The organism is Nocardioides sp. SLBN-35 (assembly GCF_006715725.1).
In the GTDB taxonomy this organism is placed as follows: Bacteria; Actinomycetota; Actinomycetes; order Propionibacteriales; family Nocardioidaceae; genus Nocardioides.
Map to the genome: position 1 here is coordinate 5,044,568 of NZ_VFNU01000001.1, position 16,944 is coordinate 5,061,511.

Annotated in this window: 14 protein-coding genes and 1 tRNA gene; 8 read left to right on the top strand and 7 right to left on the bottom strand. The window is 70.8% G+C overall.

The features are described 5' to 3' along the window. Positions 1-107: 107 nt before the first annotated feature. From FBY23_RS24250 to FBY23_RS24265, 4 genes are read left to right on the top strand one after another with little or no spacing between them, the layout of a single operon-like run. Positions 108-557: a UDP-N-acetylglucosamine--LPS N-acetylglucosamine transferase gene (locus tag FBY23_RS24250; RefSeq protein ID WP_141800484.1), complete on the top strand. Its 450-nt coding sequence runs from the start codon at positions 108-110 to the stop codon at positions 555-557. Then, positions 554-1,057 carry a glycosyltransferase gene (locus FBY23_RS24255; RefSeq protein WP_141800485.1) on the top strand — a complete coding sequence of 168 codons (504 nt, stop codon included), beginning with the start codon at positions 554-556 and terminating at the stop codon, positions 1,055-1,057. The genes FBY23_RS24250 and FBY23_RS24255 overlap by 4 nt, the downstream gene beginning before the upstream one ends. Then, on the top strand, positions 1,054-2,433 hold the full coding sequence (locus FBY23_RS24260; protein ID WP_141800486.1) for a sugar transferase: 1,380 nt from the start codon (positions 1,054-1,056) through the stop codon (positions 2,431-2,433). The genes FBY23_RS24255 and FBY23_RS24260 overlap by 4 nt, the downstream gene beginning before the upstream one ends. 22 nt (positions 2,434-2,455) lie before the next feature. Then, positions 2,456-4,435 carry a hypothetical protein gene (locus FBY23_RS24265; RefSeq protein ID WP_141800487.1) on the top strand — a complete coding sequence of 660 codons (1,980 nt, stop codon included), beginning with the start codon at positions 2,456-2,458 and terminating at the stop codon, positions 4,433-4,435. A 3-nt stretch (positions 4,436-4,438) separates the two neighbouring features. On the opposite strand, the gene FBY23_RS24270 is transcribed toward FBY23_RS24265, so the two are convergent. Then, on the bottom strand, positions 4,439-4,951 hold the full coding sequence (locus FBY23_RS24270) for a nuclear transport factor 2 family protein (protein WP_141800488.1): 513 nt from the start codon (positions 4,949-4,951) through the stop codon (positions 4,439-4,441). 63 nt (positions 4,952-5,014) lie between these two features. Then, a tRNA-Tyr gene (locus tag FBY23_RS24275) sits at positions 5,015-5,096 on the bottom strand. Positions 5,097-5,188: 92 nt separating this feature from the next. Here FBY23_RS24275 and FBY23_RS24280 point away from each other — a divergent pair. From FBY23_RS24280 to FBY23_RS24295, 4 genes are all read left to right on the top strand, one after another. Beyond that, entirely contained in the window at positions 5,189-5,680 is a 492-nt protein-coding gene (locus tag FBY23_RS24280; RefSeq protein ID WP_141800489.1) for a YajQ family cyclic di-GMP-binding protein, read from the top strand. A gap of 4 nt (positions 5,681-5,684) precedes the next feature. Then, complete coding sequence (locus tag FBY23_RS24285; RefSeq protein ID WP_141800490.1) at positions 5,685-6,461, top strand: lytic transglycosylase domain-containing protein; 777 nt, start codon at positions 5,685-5,687, stop codon at positions 6,459-6,461. Positions 6,462-6,696: 235 nt separating this feature from the next. Next, positions 6,697-12,015, top strand: coding sequence for a sortase domain-bontaining protein (locus FBY23_RS24290; protein ID WP_141800491.1), 5,319 nt, complete (start codon positions 6,697-6,699; stop codon positions 12,013-12,015). 47 nt (positions 12,016-12,062) lie between these two features. Beyond that, complete coding sequence (locus FBY23_RS24295; protein WP_160158360.1) at positions 12,063-12,548, top strand: SRPBCC domain-containing protein; 486 nt, start codon at positions 12,063-12,065, stop codon at positions 12,546-12,548. Here FBY23_RS24295 and FBY23_RS24300 read toward each other — a convergent pair. The 5 genes from FBY23_RS24300 to FBY23_RS24320 form a co-directional block, all read right to left on the bottom strand. Then, positions 12,502-12,954, bottom strand: a complete 453-nt coding sequence (locus FBY23_RS24300) for a hypothetical protein (protein ID WP_141800492.1) — start codon at positions 12,952-12,954, stop codon at positions 12,502-12,504. The genes FBY23_RS24295 and FBY23_RS24300 overlap by 47 nt on opposite strands. Before the next feature lie 81 nt (positions 12,955-13,035). After that, positions 13,036-14,034: a sulfate/molybdate ABC transporter ATP-binding protein gene (locus tag FBY23_RS24305; RefSeq protein ID WP_141800493.1), complete on the bottom strand. Its 999-nt coding sequence runs from the start codon at positions 14,032-14,034 to the stop codon at positions 13,036-13,038. Next, positions 14,031-14,879, bottom strand: a complete 849-nt coding sequence (locus tag FBY23_RS24310; protein WP_141800494.1) for a sulfate ABC transporter permease — start codon at positions 14,877-14,879, stop codon at positions 14,031-14,033. Before FBY23_RS24310 ends, FBY23_RS24305 begins: the two co-directional genes overlap by 4 nt. Next, positions 14,872-15,720 carry a sulfate ABC transporter permease subunit CysT gene (gene cysT, locus FBY23_RS24315; RefSeq protein WP_141800495.1) on the bottom strand — a complete coding sequence of 283 codons (849 nt, stop codon included), beginning with the start codon at positions 15,718-15,720 and terminating at the stop codon, positions 14,872-14,874. Before cysT ends, FBY23_RS24310 begins: the two co-directional genes overlap by 8 nt. Then, positions 15,717-16,751 (bottom strand): extracellular solute-binding protein, encoded by a 1,035-nt coding sequence (locus FBY23_RS24320; protein ID WP_141800496.1) that lies wholly within the window; start codon positions 16,749-16,751, stop codon positions 15,717-15,719. Before FBY23_RS24320 ends, cysT begins: the two co-directional genes overlap by 4 nt. Positions 16,752-16,944 lie beyond the last annotated feature (193 nt).

The following is a 16,944-nucleotide window of genomic DNA, read 5'->3' on the forward strand; positions in this document are numbered from 1 at the left end:
CCGACCGAGCGAAGCCCCAGACATGCCGTATTTGGGGCATGTCAGCCCCTCGGCACCTCCCTAAGGTCGGGGCATCGCCGTCAGCCACCAAGCTCCGGGAGTGCGTCATGCGGGTGCTTCTCGTCTCCTCCTCAGGAGGTCATCTCGCCCAGCTGATGTGCCTGCGCCCGTGGTGGGAGAAGCACGACCGGCACTGGGTCACCTTCGACACCGCCGACGCCGTCGCGAAGCTCGAGGGCGAGAGCGTGACCTGGGCGCACCACCCGACGACCCGCAACCTGGTCAACCTCGCGCGCAACTCCGTCCAGGCGCACCACGTGCTCGACGACTTCGGCCCCGACGTGGTGGTCTCCACCGGTGCCGCGGTGGCCGTGCCCTACTTCTGGCTGCGCCACCGGCGGCAGACGTCGTCGATCTACCTCGAGGTCTACGACCGGGTCGAGACCCGCACGCTGACCGGCAAGCTGTGCCGGCCGGCCACCGACCTGTTCCTCGTGCAGTGGCCCGAGCAGCAGCACCTCTACCGCTCCTCGGTCCTGGTCGGAGAGCTGTGGTGACGCCCGACCAGCCGCCGCTGGTCGCGGTCTTCCTCGGCACCGACCACCACCCGTTCGACCGTTTGCTGCGCTGGGTCGGCAGCCTGGCCGAGCAGCGGATGTTCCGCTTCCACGTGCAGCACGGCTCGACAGCACTGCCCGACGGACTGACAGGCACGTCCCTCCTCGGTCCGGGCGCGATGGCCGACCTGCTCGACCGGGCTGACGCGGTGGTGACCCACGGCGGGCCCGGCTCGATCATGGATGCCCGCGAGCACGGGCACCTTCCCGTCGTCGTACCGCGTGACCCGTACCAGGGTGAGCACGTCGACGACCACCAGCAGCGGTTCGCGCGCTTCGTCTCGCGGACCGGCCTGGTCGTGACGGCGTACGACGAGGACGAGCTCGCGACCCGGCTCTCGCTGGCGGTGCTGACCGGTCACCACGTCCCGACGGAGCACCGGGTCTCCCCCACGCTCGCCCGCTTCGAGGCGCTGGTCGAGGACCTCGTGCACCGATGACTGTCCTGGGTACCCGCACGACGGCGGTGGTGACGACCGAGCACGGGGTGTCCCGGGCGACGGCCCCGCTGCACCGCGCCGGGCGCCTGCTCGCCGCTGCCGACGCGGTGGCCGCGCTGGTCGTCGTCCTCGTCGCGAGCCTGGTTCCCGACGCGATCTCCCGCGTAGGTCCGGCCTTCCTGTTCGTTCCGATGTGGGTGGTCGCGGTGTGCGCCACGGGCGACTACCAGCTGCCCGGCCACCTCGGCGCCCGCTGCCGCCGGGTCGTGGTGGCCGCGCTGGTGCTGCCGACCGGCGCCCTGCTGGTCGCCGACCTGGTCGGCTACCCCCTGTCCGCCGGCATCGTCGCCGTGGTCTGCCTGACCAGCGCGGGACTCGGCGCGGTCGCCCGCGGGGCGATGGCCGTCGCGGCCCGCAGCGGCGTCCGGCTCAGCGGCGTGAGCCACCGCGTCGTCGTCGCCGGCACCCCGGACACCCTGCCCCGCCTGCTCGAGCGGCTCGGGACGTCGCTGACCCACCGCTTCGACGTGGTCGGGGCGGGCGACCTCGCCACCTGCGCCGGGACCGCCCGGGACACCAGTGCTGACGCAGTGATCCTCGCGCCGGACCCGAACGTCCCCGCCGCCGACCTGCAACGCCTGTGCTGGAGCCTGGAGGACGACGGCGTCGCGATCTTCGTGTGGACCGGGTTGCTCACCTCCCCGGCCGGGCGCACCCGGCTCGACCTGGGCGAGCAGCTGCCGCTGCTCCACCTCGGCGCGCCCCGTCGCCTGGGCCCCTCCCACATCGTGAAGCACGTGCTCGACCGGGCCGTCGCCGCGCTCGCCCTGCTCGTGCTGTCGCCCGTCCTGCTGGGGCTGGCACTGGCGATCCGGCTCGACTCGCCCGGCCCCGCCTTCTTCAGGCAGACCCGGATCGGCCGGAACGACGCGCCCTTCACGATGTGGAAGCTGCGCACCATGGGCTGCGACGCCGCGACAGCGGCGCCCGACCTGGTCGAGCTCAACGAGGCCAGCGGCCCCCTGTTCAAGATCCACCGGGACCCGCGGATCACCCGCGTGGGCCGGTGGTTGCGTCGTACGTCGCTCGACGAGCTCCCACAGCTGATCAACGTGGTGCTCGGCCAGATGTCGCTCGTCGGGCCGCGCCCGGCGCTGCCGGCCGAGGTGGCGGCGTACCTCCCCGACGTCCGGCACCGGCTGGTCGTACGTCCCGGGATCACCGGTCTGTGGCAGGTCTCCGGCCGCTCCGACCTCTCGTGGGAAGAGACGGTGCGCTTGGACCAGCAGTACGTCGACAACTGGTCGCTGCTGCTGGACGTCCGGATCCTGCTCCGCACTGCCGGAGCCGTCCTCGGCGGCCGAGGCGCCTACTGAGAGTCGAGAGGAAGAACGTCCGATGGGAACTGGGACCGCTCGCAGGACGACCACCCTGCTGCTTGCCGTGGGGATCGTCGTCATCACCTACCTGACGGGGCCGATCGCACCCGCTGCCCGCGCCGCCGACACCGGCAACGCGGCACCGCAGACAGGCCGGATCGTCGACGCCGACCCGGTCGCCTTCACCCCGCACGTCATGGACGGCGCCGTCTACGCGATGGCCCGGGTCGGTGACATGGTGCTGGTCGGTGGCACGTTCACCCGGGTCCGCAACGCGGGCAGCTCGACCGACATCGCGCGGGTGAACCTGTTCGCCTTCAACGCGTTCACGGGACAGGTGTCCACCTCCTTCGTCCCCAACCCCAACGACCGCGTCTACACACTCGCACCGGCGGCCGACGGGACGTCGGTCTACGTCGGCGGCGCCTTCACGAGCGTGAGGTCCGGCGGCGCGAGCGTCTCGGTCAGCCGGCTCTACGAGGCAGACGTCGCCACGGGCACCCGGATCGCGACCTTCCAGCCGGGCACCATCAACGGCCAGGTGCGCGACCTCTCGGTCACCGGCAACCGACTGTGGGTGGCTGGGAAGTTCACGCACCTGCAGGGTCGGCCGAGCGCCGCTCTCGGCACGCTCAATGCCACCACCGGAGCCCGCGATCCCTACTACACCGGCGTGATCGCCGGCGTTCACAACGGCGGCATCACCAACGTCCAGAAGATCGCGACCGACCCGGCCAACAGCAGGCTGGTCCTGGTCGGCAACTTCAACTCGGTCAACGGCGTGCGCCGCCACCAGCTCGCCGTCCTCGACATCGGCGGACCGAGCATGGCGCTCGCGAACTACTACACGACGCAGTACGAGTCCGCGTGCAGCTCCTCGTTCGAGACCTACATGACCGACGTCGAGTTCTCACCCGACGGCAGCTTCTTCATCGTCTCGACCACCGGCGCGTACGGCGGCTCCGCAAGTGTCGCCGGCACCAGCGGCTGCGACCTGGTTGCCCGCTACGAGTCCGCCGCCACCGGCACGAACGTCCGCCCCACCTGGGTGGCCTACACCGGTGGCGACACCACCTGGGACACCGAGGTGACGGCCGACGTCGTCTACGTCGGCGGCCACATGCGTTGGCAGAACAACCCCACCCGCGGTGACGCCGCCGGTCAGGGCGCCGTGTCCCGACCCGGCATCGGAGCCCTCGACGTCGCCAACGGTATGCCGTACTCCTGGAACCCGACCCGCACCCTCGGCGTCGGCGTCAAGGACATGGTCGCCACGCCCGAGGGCCTCTTCGTGGGCTCGGACACCGACGTGTTCGCCAACGAGACCCACCGCAAGGTCGCCTTCGTGCCGCTCTCCTCCGGCGCGACCCTGCCGGTCCGTCAGGTCGCGACGCTGCCTGCCACCATCTACCGGGTCGCCAGCGGGGGCTCCCAGCTGGTCAGCGTCGGATTCGACGGGACCACGGCCACGGTCCCCACCGACGCCCCCAATGGCACCGGCTGGGGCACGACGGTCGGCGCGTTCATGGTCAACGGCGACCTCTACACGGCCTACGCCAACGGCACGCTGACGCGTCGTACCTTCGACGGGACGACGTACGGCGCACCGGTCACGATCAACGCCGCCGACCAGCTCGTCCCCCAGTCCGACTGGCACAACGGCGACGTCCCCAACCTCACCAGCCTCTTCTACGACCGCGGCTGGATCTACTTCACCAAGGCCGGCTCGCCCCAGCTGTTCCGCCGCGGCTTCGAGATCGAGTCCGGCGTGGTCGGCCAGCAGCTGTACACCTTCCCGTCGGTCACCGGCGCCAGCTACAGCGGCATGCGGGGCGCCTTCGTCGCCGACGGGAAGCTCTGGTTCGCCGGCACCAACGGCTCGCTGACGCGGGCCGACTGGACGCCCACCGGAGCGGTCGCCGGCACCGCCACCCCGATCGCACCGTCCGGGTCGGGCTGGGCGTCACGAGCGCTGTTCCCGTTCCAGGCACGGCCGTAGCCATCAGCCGACGGCGCGGTCCCCGAGCACGGCCTGCCGCACGACGGCGAGCGGATCGCTCCCGTCGCGGCTGCCGCGGGGGCCGGCGCCCTCCGGCGCGAGCAGCCGGCCCGCGTCGCTGCGCGTCCACTCCCGCACGGCGTACCGCTCCCGGATCCGCCAGCCGGCGGGGGTGCGGACGAAGTGGTCGACGTACCGGAAGCCGGTGGTGAAGTTGCGCCGCGCGTCGCTCGACGGCGTCCCCCAGTGCACGGCGGTGCCGTACGTCTCGGCGACCGCCTCGTCGCCCGCCACCTCGGCGAGGTGGTTGCCGATGACGTGCATGGTGCCGTCGAGCCGGGGCAGCACCTCGCGCAGCCAGGCGACGTAGTCGTCGGCCGGCCCGCTGAACCCGGTGTGGTGGTCGACGCCGTCCTCGGCGTACACCGCCCGGATGCCGGCGTAGTCGAGCCGGTCGACCGCGCGGCAGTAGCGGAGCACGGTGTCGTGGATGTCGCGGCGGTCGGCGTCGGTCACGACGGCGAGTAAAGCAAACCGCCCCCGGTCCGCGTCTCCGCGGGCCAGGGGCGGTTCGTGCCGTGGCAGGTGAAGGATTCGAACCTTCGAAGGCAAAGCCGACGGATTTACAGTCCGCTCCCATTGGCCGCTCGGGCAACCTGCCTCGGTGCGATCCGGACCGCTTTTGGCGACCGGACCTCTACGCGGAACAATAGCGCAGCAGGACTGACCCCTCCGAATCAGCAGGTGACACCCATGGCCGACTCCTCGTTCGACATCGTCTCCAAGATCGACCGCCAGGAGGTCGACAACGCGCTCGGGCAGACGGCGCGCGAGATCTCGACCCGCTTCGACTTCAAGGGCACCGGCGCCACCATCGAGTGGAAGGGCGAGCACGCGATCGAGATCAGCGCGTCCGCCGACGACCGGGCCAGCGCCGTGCTCAGCGTCTTCCAGGACAAGCTGATCAAGCGCAACCAGTCGCTGAAGATCCTCGATGCCTCCGAGCCGCGCCAGTCCGGCCAGGTCTCCAAGATCGGGATCACCCTCAAGGAGGGGATCAGCTCCGAGGACGCCAAGAAGGTCTCCAAGCTGATCCGCGACGAGGGCCCGAAGGGCGTCAAGGCGCAGATCCAGGGCGACGAGCTGCGCGTCTCGTCCAAGAAGCGCGACGACCTGCAGGCCGTGCAGGCCCTGGTCAAGGCGCAGGACTACGACTTCGCGGTGCAGTTCACCAACTACCGCTGACCCGATGCCCCGGCCGGACCGCTACCTGGTCGGCGCGGTCTCCCTCGCGGTCGTCACGATCGCGCTGGTGATCGGCGTCGGCGTGGCGTTCGCGTACGACGCCGGCTCGCGTCGCCCACCGCTGCCGGACCCGGCGGCGCAGGCCCCGGCGCCGGCGCTCACCGGGGTCCCGCCGGCCCCCGCCGCCCCCGCCGCGCCCGCGACCGCGCCGGACCCGTACCGGCCCGACGCCGCCTGGCTGGCCCGGGTGGCGGCGCAGACCGGCATCCCGGCGCGGGCGTTGGCGGCGTACGCACGAGCGCACCTGCAGGTCGCGGCCGAGCAGCCGGGCTGCCGGGTCGCGTGGAACAGCATCGCCGCGATCGGCGGCATCGAGTCCACCCATGGCAGCGTGCACGGCTCGGTGCTGGGCGAGGACGGCGTGCCACGTCCGCAGATCCTCGGGCCGGTGCTCGACGGGGGCGCGTTCGGCGCCGTCCACGACACCGACGGCGGCGCGATGGACGGCGACGCCACCTGGGACCGCGCGATCGGACCGCTGCAGTTCATCCCCTCGACCTGGGCGACGTGGGGCGCCGACGGCAACGGCGACGGGGTCGCCGACCCGAACCAGATCGACGACGCGGCGCTCGCGGCCGCGCGCTACCTGTGCCACGCGGGCGACCTCACCGACCCCGACACCTGGCGGCGCGCGATCTTCAGCTTCAACCACTCCGACGCCTACGTCACCGACATCGCCGACCTGGCCAACGTGTACGCCGCGCGCTCCGCGCCAGCCTGAGCGCGAGATTTAACTCAGCACTGTCGACAAATCGACACGACGCGGTCGGACCCGGGCCTAAGGTCCCAGCTGACGCACCCGATCGGAGGTTGCGTCGCACGGGGAACCGTCGCCGGAGGGACCGGTGGCTCAGGTTCGACCGTCGGAGCGGTCCTGGCGCCGTTCTCGGGCCGATGTGTCGTGGGGGACGATCGGCATGTCGTTTTTCCGGCGAGGACTGGTAGTCGCGACGACCATGGCCTGCGTCTCGGTCGCCTTCCCGGCGGCCGTGGCACCGGCCACAGCACCTGCAGCGGCCGCGGCACCGGCGTCCGCGCGCGTGGCGTCGACCGTGGCGATGGGCCTGTTCGGTGGGTTCGAGATCGACGGCAACACCACCGTCGACGGCACCGGGCTCGACTGGGACACCACCGGTCAGCATCTCGTCGACGGCGCCGACGACCCGACCCAGTACAAGAACCCGAAGGACTTCGACAACCACCCGTCGACCTGGCAGGCCGCCGACGCGGTCGCTCCCCAGAAGGACGACTTCACCGACGCCTGGGTCCACACCGCGACCCTCAACGGCGAGGTGTTCGCCTACTTCGCCTTCCAGCGCGCAGCCACCCAGGGCACCGTGAACTACGACATCGAGTTCAACCAGCTCGACAACATGCCCGGGCTGCCGGCGCGTCCGGTCCGCTCGGTCAACGACCTGATGCTCGACGTCCAGCAGGGCGGCAACGGCGACTTCCAGATCGTGCACGCCTACCTGTGGACGCTGAAGAGCAGCCCCGACTGGGGCGCCAACTGCACGGAGGTGTCCGGCTACTCGCCGGGCGCCGGCTGGTGCGAGGTCCCCGTGCCGGCGAGCGCGTTCGAGGGCGCGATCAGCGGCGACAAGATCTTCGGCGAAGGGTCCCTGAACCTCTCGATGCTCTTCCCCGCGGGCACCTGCTCGAACGACTACGGCACCATCAACATGCGCTCGCGTACCTCCGACTCCCCCAACGCCTCGCTCAAGGACTACGTCGCTGCCGACGTCTCCGTCCCGTCCACCTGCGGCAGGCTGACCATCAACAAGCGGGACCCGCAGGGCGCCCCGGCCCCCGGCGCCACCTTCCAGATCTCGCCGGACCCGACGCCGGGCAGCGCCGCGGCGACGCTGACGGTGACCGACGGCGGGGCCGGCGACGACGACGGCGCGGCCGACGGCGTGATCGTGATCGACCCGGTCGAGCCCGGCACCTACACCGTGACCGAGACGGCGCCGCCGACCGGCATGCTCCTTCCGCCACCCGCCGACCGGACCCAGCAGGTCACCGTCGACGAGGCGGAGAGCGTCACGGTCAACTTCGCCGACCCGCACAAGTGGCTGCCGCCGACCCTCACGAAGACCGCCGAGGCGTCGTACGCCGCCCGTTACGACTGGACGATCACCAAGACGGTCGACCAGGCCGCGTGGAACGTGCCCGACGGCACGACCGCGAAGCCGACCTACACGGTCACCGTGACCGCCGGCCCCGAGCAGACCACCGACTACCGGGTCGTCGGCGAGCTGAGCATCACCAACCCCAACCCCCGCCCGATGGTCGTCACGGTCACCGACCTGCTCGCCGACAACACGGCCTGCACGGTCGCCGGCACCGACGCGGACGCCGGCGCGCCCGGTGAGCAGCGCACCCTCGCAGCCGGGCCGACCACGCTCGGCTACACCTGCACGTACGCGCAGGCACCGGGCAGCCCGAGCGGCACCAACACCGCGACGCTCACCTGGAGCCGCGCGGACTACCCGCAGCAGCAGAGCGACGCCAACGACCCCGCCAACGCACCCCAGGGCAGCGCGGTGGCGACGAAGGACTACACCTTCGCGCGCACCAGCCGCACCGACGAGACCGTCGACGTGACGGACACGCGACAGGGCGCCCTCGGCACCCTGTCGTGGGACGACGTCTGGGCGATGACCGACCACCAGAAGGTGTTCACCTACCAGCTCGAGCTCGCCGGCGAGCCGGGCGAGTGCACGACCTACGACAACACCGCGGCGCTCACCGAGAAGGACACGCCGACGACGCGCGACGACGACGCGTCGGTCGAGGTCTGCGTGGGCCTCGACCTGACCGTCGAGAAGACCGTCGCCGTGGCCTACGACCGCACCTACAACTGGTCGCTGGACAAGACCGGCCCGGCGAGCGTCTTCGTCGGGGACGACGGCAAGACCACGGTCGACTACCAGATCGACGTCCAGGCGCTGCCGACCACCGACTCCGCCCCGATCCTCGACGGCACGATCACCGTCGAGAACCCCAACGACTGGGACGTGACCGCCGACGTGGCCGACGTCTTCACCCTCAACGGCGACGACGTGACCTGCACCGTCACCGGAGGCGACGACGCCGTGGTCCCGAAGAACGGCACGCTCGACCTCGACTACACCTGCACGATCGACGCAGGCTCCTGGCCCGACAACTACCACGGCACCAACCGGGTCACCGTCACCTGGGACAAGGCCACGTACTTCTCGCCGACCGGATCCGCGACGTACGACAACGCGGTCGAGGACAGCGAGACCACCGAGACGCCGGCCCACAAGGACATCGACCTGGTCGACGCGATCACCGAGGCGGGCGGCAACCCGGTGGCCGTCACTCTCAGCCCGTCCAGCCTGAACTGGGTCGACGTCTGGAACGAGACAGGCCACACCGTCACGATCGACGCCCAGGTGCAGCTGGACACCGGGCTCGCGGCGGGCGCGTGTACGACGTACGACAACGTCGTCTCCATCACCGGGACCCAGATCTCCGACACCGCCACCACCGAGGTGTGCCGCCCGGAGATCACCAAGACGGTGAAGGCGGAGTACGGCCGCACCTACAGGTGGACGCTCGACAAGACCGTCGACGAGGACTCCGTCGAGATCGGTCCCGACGGCTCGGCGACCTTCCACTACGGCGTGACCGCGACCCCCGACGGGTTCACCGACGGAACGGCGTCCTGGACCGGCACCATCACGGTCGAGAACCCCTCGGCCACGAAGGCGCTGGACACGACGATCACCGACGTCTCGGGGGTCGCCGGCTGGACCTGCACGATCACGGGCGACCCCGCCGTCACCGTCGACCCGGGCGACACCACCGTCGTCCCCTACACCTGCGCCGGTGACGTGACCACCCACCCGAGCGGTACGAACACCGCCACGGCGACCTTCGGCGGCAAGGCCGTCACCACCGAGGTCCCGGTGTCCTTCGCCAAGGTCACCGACGTCGACAAGACGATCACGGTGACCGATCCGAAGGCCCCGAACACCACGCTCGGCAACGCCGACTGGGGCGACGGCACCCAGGCGACCACCTTCGAGTACGACTGGACGGCTCCCGCGGGCACGCTCGGGGTCTGCGAGACCTACGACAACACCGCCACCATCACCGAGACCGGCCAGACCGCCACCGAAAAGGTGGAGGTGTGCCGGGAGGCGCCGCTCGAGGTGACCAAGACCGCGGCCGGCTCCTACGACCGCACCTACCACTGGAAGATCGCGAAGGCGGCCGACGAGACGTCCGTCGAGATCCGCGACGGCCAGAGCCACGACTTCCACTACACCGTCGACGTCACCAAGGACGGCTACGTCGACTCCGGCTGGGAGGCGCACGGCACCATCACCGTGCACAACCCCAACGCGTACGCCGACGGGGCCATCGTCGCCGACGTCACCGACGATCTCTCCGGCGTGACCGGCGGCGTCTGCACCGTGACCGGCGGCACCGACGTCGAGCTCGCGCCAGGCGCGACCGAGGAGCTCGACTACGCCTGCACCTTCGGGGCCGAGCCCGCGGCGTACACCGGCACCAACACGGCGACCGCGAGCTGGACCGACCCTGACGACGAGGACGCGACGGCCACCGGCACCGCGCCGCTGACCCTCCAGGTCGACGACGAGATCGACAAGTCGGTCGACGTGGTCGACGACAAGACCGAGCCCGGGGCGAACCACCCGCTCGGCACCAGCACCTGGGACGCCGGTCCGTTCTCCTACACCTACACCGTCACCAAGTCGGGCGTGGCCGGGACGTGCACGACCTACGACAACACCGCGACGATCGTGCAGACCGAGCAGTCCGCCGACGAGTCGGTCGAGCTGTGCGTGGTGAGGACGCCGGCCGCCGCCGCCGCGTTCGCCGGCGACTTCGACCGGTCCTACGCCTGGGCGATCACCAAGGAGGCGGACCAGAGCCAGCTCCAGGCCGGGGTCGACGGGAAGGCCAACGCCCACTACGTCGTCGCGGCGATCCCGGGAGCGGCGACCGACAGCGGCTGGACCGCCTCGGGCTCGGTGCAGGTGACCAACCCGAACGACTTCAAGGACGTGTCCGCCGGCGTCTCGGTGACGCTGGACGTCGACGCCCCGGCCACCTGTGTCGCGACGGGCTCACCGGTGACGGTGCCGGCGGGCCAGACGGTCGCCGTACCGATCACCTGCACGTTCCCCGACAGCGGGTACGCCGACGGCACGGCCACCGTGTCGATCGCCTGGGCCGCCGGCTCGCCGGTCGTGACCCAGGTGCCGGTCGCCTTCGTGCTGGACACCGAGACGAACCGGACCGTCACCGTCACCGACGACAAGGCCGGCACCGTCGGCGCCCCGGCGACGCTGGGCACCGCGGACTGGAACGCCGGCGGCCAGCCGACCCTGTTCGACTACACGCTGCCCCTGTCGGCGGTCCCCGGCCAGTGCCAGACCTGGACCAACACCGCCACCATCGTGGAGACCAAGCAGTCGGCGGGCGAGCAGGTTCAGGTCTGCATGCCGGGTCAGGTCGGCGGCATCGAGCTGTCGATGCAGGCCTCGGTCAAGACCGCCTGCGTGACCAGGCGGTACGGCGAGGCGCTCGTGACGGCGGTCAACCCGATCACCTCCTCGATCCCGGGCACGGTCCGGGTCCGGGTGGGCAAGAAGGTCCGCGGCACCGCGCAGGTGCAGCCCGGCCAGACCCGCGAGATCCACCTCACCGGACTCCGGATCGGCAAGATTGTGCGGGTAGTCATGGACGGTGGCGCCGTCCTGGCGAAGGCGAAGGTGAAGGGCGGTTGCAAGGTCAAGGCGGTGGCACCGACCACCGGCGTGCGGCAGGCCGCCTGGGACGGAGGCCGGCTGAGCGTGCCGTCGACCGGGATCTCCGCCCAGCTGCGCGCGACCGCGACGCCGCGGGTCCCGCTGAACCGGAACGCCCTCGGCCAGGCCTTCTTCTGGCGGGGCGACGGCGAGCCCGGCGGCCCCGGCTCGGTCCTCGTGGCGCTGCACTCCAACCGCAGCGGCTGGGCCGCGGGCAACCGGCTGCCGAGGCTCCGCAAGGGCGCGACCGTGCAGGTGGAGCTGGCGTCGGGCAAGGTGCTGACCTACCGGGTGACCCGGTCGATCGCCCGGGCCCCGCTGAACCTCTCCGAGAAGCGGATGGCCGAGCTGCAGAGCAACCTCGGCCCGTCCCAGCTGGTGCTGACCACCTGCAACCGCTGGGCTCTCGACGGGAGTGGGCGGTACCGGTACCGCAGCCTGGCCTACCTGAAGCTGATCGACTAGATGTTCTGGCGCGCGCAGGGGTTCACGGGTTCGGCCATGATGACCCCGTGAACCCCTCCGCGCAGATCGACATCGACGCCCCGCTCGCCGTCGTGTGGGACGTCATGACCGACACCGGGCGCTACGGCGAGTGGAACCCCTTCGTCGAGCGCGCCGAGACCGCGCAGCCCGCCGCCGTCGGCAACCCGATCGTGCTCCACGTCGTGTGGGCCAACGGCCGCCGCACCCGCTCACCTGAGCGGATCACCGCCCTGGAAGGCCCCACCACCGACCCCGTCAGCGGTACGACGACCGCGCTGATGTCCTACGTCTACGAGGGCCTGCCGGCGCGGCTCGGGCTGGTCAGGGGGGTGCGTCACCAGCGCCTCACGCAGCACCCGGGCGGGCCCACGACGTACGACACCGTCGAGGAGTTCAGCGGACCACTCGTCCGCCTCGCCGGTCCCGGCCGGGTGGCCGACGGCTTCCGCCGCCACGCCGAGGGGCTCAGGCAGCGGGCGGAGCGGGAGGCTTCCTCGCGCCGGGAGGGATGAGCTCGTCGGAGTTCTTCGCCGCCCAGAGCGCGAAACCGAACACAGCGGCGCCGCACACGATGTCGGCGACCACGTGTGCCTGGCGCCACCAGACCATGTCGGTGGCGCCGGGGACCGTGTAGTGGCCGATGCCGATCAGCCCCGAGAGCGAGTAGCCGGTCAGGAACACCGCGGCGGTGGTGATGTGGCGCCGGAACCACAGCAGCAGCCCGACCGCCCCGAGCGCGGTGAAGACGAACCAGCCGATCGCGACCAGGGCCTTGGTCACGGTCGGCAGGGTCGCGTCGTCCGGCGGCACCGGGTAGTCGTCGTAGTTGACGTAGTTGTCGACGTAGTGGACGACCGACACCAGTACCGCGATCCCGAGCAGCCAGCACAGGACCCGCGTCGCCCGCAGATAGCTCACGCGCCCAGACTATGAGATGACCGGGCCGACGCCGCCTGCTACGCGCCGCGACGCACGCGCGCTGGCGCCGGCCCGGTCATCTCAGGCGGAGGCCACCGCCTCCCGCGGAACCCCGAGCACCGGGACCGTCGTCGCGCCGGTCGTCGGGCTCAGCCAGACCCTGCTGCCGAGCTCCAGGTCGAGCGCGCGTGCGTGGGTGCGGGAGAGCACGACCAGGACCGGCTCGTCCTGCCCCTCGACGTCGACGGTGAGGCGCACCTCGAAGCCGACGCGCAGCGCGCGCTGGACCACGCCCGCCGAGGAGCCGGGTACGCCGGGCGCGACCGCGACCTCGATGTCGTGGGGCCGCAGGACCAGCGGCCCGAGCCGGGTCACCGCGCCGAGGAAGCCCATGACGAAGTCGTTGGCCGGCTCGTCGTACAGCTGGTCGGGGCTGCCGATCTGCTCGATCCGGCCCTCGTTGATGACCACGATCTCGTCGGCGACCTCGAGGGCCTCCTCCTGGTCGTGGGTCACGAACACGGTCGTCACGTGGACCTCGTCGTGCAGGCGGCGCAGCCAGTCACGCAGCTCCTTGCGGACCTTCGCGTCGAGGGCGCCGAACGGCTCGTCGAGCAGCAGCACCGAGGGCTCGACGGCGAGGGCGCGGGCCAGCGCGAGGCGCTGCCGCTGACCACCGGAGAGCTGGGAGGGCAGCCGGTGCGCGAACTGCGAGAGGTGCACGAGCTCGAGCAGCTCGGCGACCTTCGCCTTCACCTCGGCCTTGGGACGCTTGCGGATCTCCAGGCCGAAGGCGACGTTCTTGGCGACCGTCATGTGCTTGAAGACGGCGTAGTGCTGGAACACGAAGCCGACGTTGCGCTTCTGCGGGGGCAGCCTCGTGGCGTCGGTGCCCTCGATCTCGACCGAGCCGGAGTCGGCGCTCTCGAGGCCGGCGATGATGCGCAGCAGGGTGGACTTGCCACCACCGCTGGGCCCGAGCAGGGCGGTCAGCTGGCCGGTCGGCAGGGAGACGTTGATGTCCTCGAGGGCGACGAAGTCGCCGTAGCGCTTGCCGACACCCCTCACTTCGATGCTCATGCGTGATCCTCCTTGCGGATCAGGGAGACGACGACGAGGGCCAGCACGGAGGCGAGCACGAGCACGAACGCGGCGGCGTACGCCGTGGGCTCCTCGTAGTTGTTGTAACGGTTCTGGATGAGAAGGGTGGCGGTCTCGCCGCGGAACTCGGCTCCGGGACTGACGATCTTGACCGCGCCGAACTCCCCGAGCGAGCGGGCCATGCTGAGCACGACGCCGTACACGACCGCCCACTTGATGCTGGGCAGCGTGATCCGCCGGAAGGTCTGCCAGCCGTTGGCCCCGAGGCTGCTGGCGGCCATCTCGGCGTCGGTGCCGATCTCCTCGAGCACGGGCACGATCTCCCGGATCACCAGCGGCAGGCTGACGAAGGCGGTCGCCATGATCAGGCCCGGCGTGGTGCCGATGACGTAGAAGCCGACCGACTCGAGTGCCTCACCGAACCAGCCCTTGCCGGTGCTGTAGGCCAGCACCAGCGCGAGGCCGACGACCACCGGCGAGACCGACATCGGCAGGTCGACGAGCACCGAGAGGATGCGCCGGCCCGGGAACTGGTAGCGCACGATGAGCAGCGAGATGCCCACCCCGAACAGGGTGTTGATCAGGACCGCCCAGAACGCGACGGTTCCGGTGAGGTTGAAGGCGTAGGTCACCGACGGGTCGCTGAGCCGGTCGAGGAAGGCGGACAGGCCTCCCTCCGCACCGACCTTGCTCGGCGCGAACGTCTGCTTGCCGACCTCGTAGAGCGGCCAGATGACCAGCACCGCCAGGTAGACGATCACCAGCGTGCGCAGGAGGTAGGCCACCGGACCGCGCCGGGCCCGGATCTGTCGGGTGTCAGCCACGGCGCGCCACCCTCCGCGAGATGACGTCGAGGGCCACGATCGTCAGCACCGCCACGACGAGCAGCAGTACGGCGACCGCGGCCGCGCCGGCCTGGTTGTCCCCCTCGAGGAACTTGAGGATCTTCAACGACGCGACCTCGGTCTCGTAGGGCGTGTTGCCCGAGATGAGGACCAGGGAGCCGAACTCGCTGATCGCGCGCGCGAAGCCCAGCGAGGAGCCGGCCGCGATCGCCGGCACCAGGCTCGGGAGGATGACCCGGCGGAAGGTGGTGAGCCGCGAGGCGCCCAGCGACGCCGCCGCCTCCTCGACGTCGGCGTCGAGCTCGAGCAGCACCGGCTGCACCGTGCGCACGACGAAGGGCAGCGTGACGAAGAGCAGCGCCAGGAAGATTCCCTGGCGGGTGTTCACGATGTTCACCCCCACCGGGCTCTCCGGGCCCCAAAGGCTGAGCAGGACCAGGCCGGCGACGATCGTCGGCAGCGCGAACGGGATGTCGATGACGACGTCGAGGATCCGTTTGCCGAAGAACTGGTCGCGGACCAGCACCCAGGCGACGACGGTGCCGATGACGGCGTTGACGACGGTGACGCCCGCGGCCTCGAGGACCGTCAGGCGCAGCGCGGCGAAGGTCTGCGCGTCGGTCAGCGTGTTCCAGAACGCCTCCCAGCCGCCGGCGGCAGCGGCCCCCACGACCGCCGCGAGCGGCAGCAGGACGAGGACGCTGAACCAGACCAGTGCCACGCCCAGGCCCACCCCCGAGGCGGGGGTGAGGCGGAACAGCCCGCTGGGCCGGCTCGTCGTGCGAGCCGGCCCAGGGGGTGCGACGAGTGTGTCGGTCACTGCTTGGTCGCTTCGGCGTACAGCTTGTCGAAGCGAAGCTTCTCACCGTCCTTGCCGAACCACTCCGCGTTGATGGCGCTCCAACCGCCGAGGTCGGCAGCGGTGCTCAGCGAGGCCGGGGCCGGGAAGGGGTCGGCCGGGTCGTTCGCACCCTCGACCTGGATGCCGGAGATGTCGAGGTCGCCGACGGGGCGGAAGCCCTTCTCCACGAACGCGGTCTGGCCAGCGTCGCTGAGGACGAAGTCCAGCCAGTCCTTGGCGGCCGGGTCGGACTTCTCCAGCACGGCGCCCGGGTTCTCGATGAGGAAGGTGTGCGGCGGGACGATGTAGTCCAGGTCCTCGCCGTTCTGGCGGGCCAGGATCGCCTCGTTCTCGTAGGTGAGCAACACATTGCCGACACCCTTCTTGAACGCCTCGGTCGCCTCACGGCCGCTGGCGGCCCAGGTGGTGACGTTCTTGAAGACCTTCTCGAGGAAGGCGTCCGCCTGCTCCTCGGTCGCGCCGTTCTGCTTGGCGTAGGTGTAGAGCGCCAGGATGTTCCACTTCGCCGAGCCGGAGCTGGCCGGGTCGGGCGTGACGATCTTGACGTCGTCGCGGGTCAGGTCGTCCCAGTCCTCGATGCCGAGCGGGTTGCCCTTCTGGGTGGCGATCACGGCGACCGACTCGGAGACGATGCCCTTGTTGGGGCCGGCATTCCAGTCGTCGGCCACGAGGCCGGCGTCGACCAGGCGGGTCATGTCGGGCTCGAGCGAGAAGACGACGTAGTCGACGTCCTTGCCCTTGGTGTCCGCGACCTTGCGGCTCTGGTCGCCCGACGGGCCGTAGGAGCCGGAGAACGTGACGTCCTTGCCGGCCTCGGTCTTGTTGAACTCCGCCGCGGCGGCCTTGTTGCCGGCCTCCGGGACGGCGAACCCGACGATGTTGACCGTCGAGCCCTTGTCGTCGCCGCTGCCGCCGTCGGCGCTGGCGCAGGCGGTCAGCGCCAGAGCGCCGGTCATCGCCAGGGCCGCAGCCTTGAGAACTCGCTTCATCGCACCCATTCCTTGCTTGCTCGGGCCGGCCTCTCGGGTGGCCAGTTCCATCAAACTAGATCGGAATAATACACATTAGTGAGTTAAGCGACTCGGTCGTAGACAAATCGACGACATGACGGAGGTCACACGCCCCCTGGCCGCCCGGAACGGCCCATCAGGCGGCACGGGGCCGAGCGCGTGAGCAGGGCGG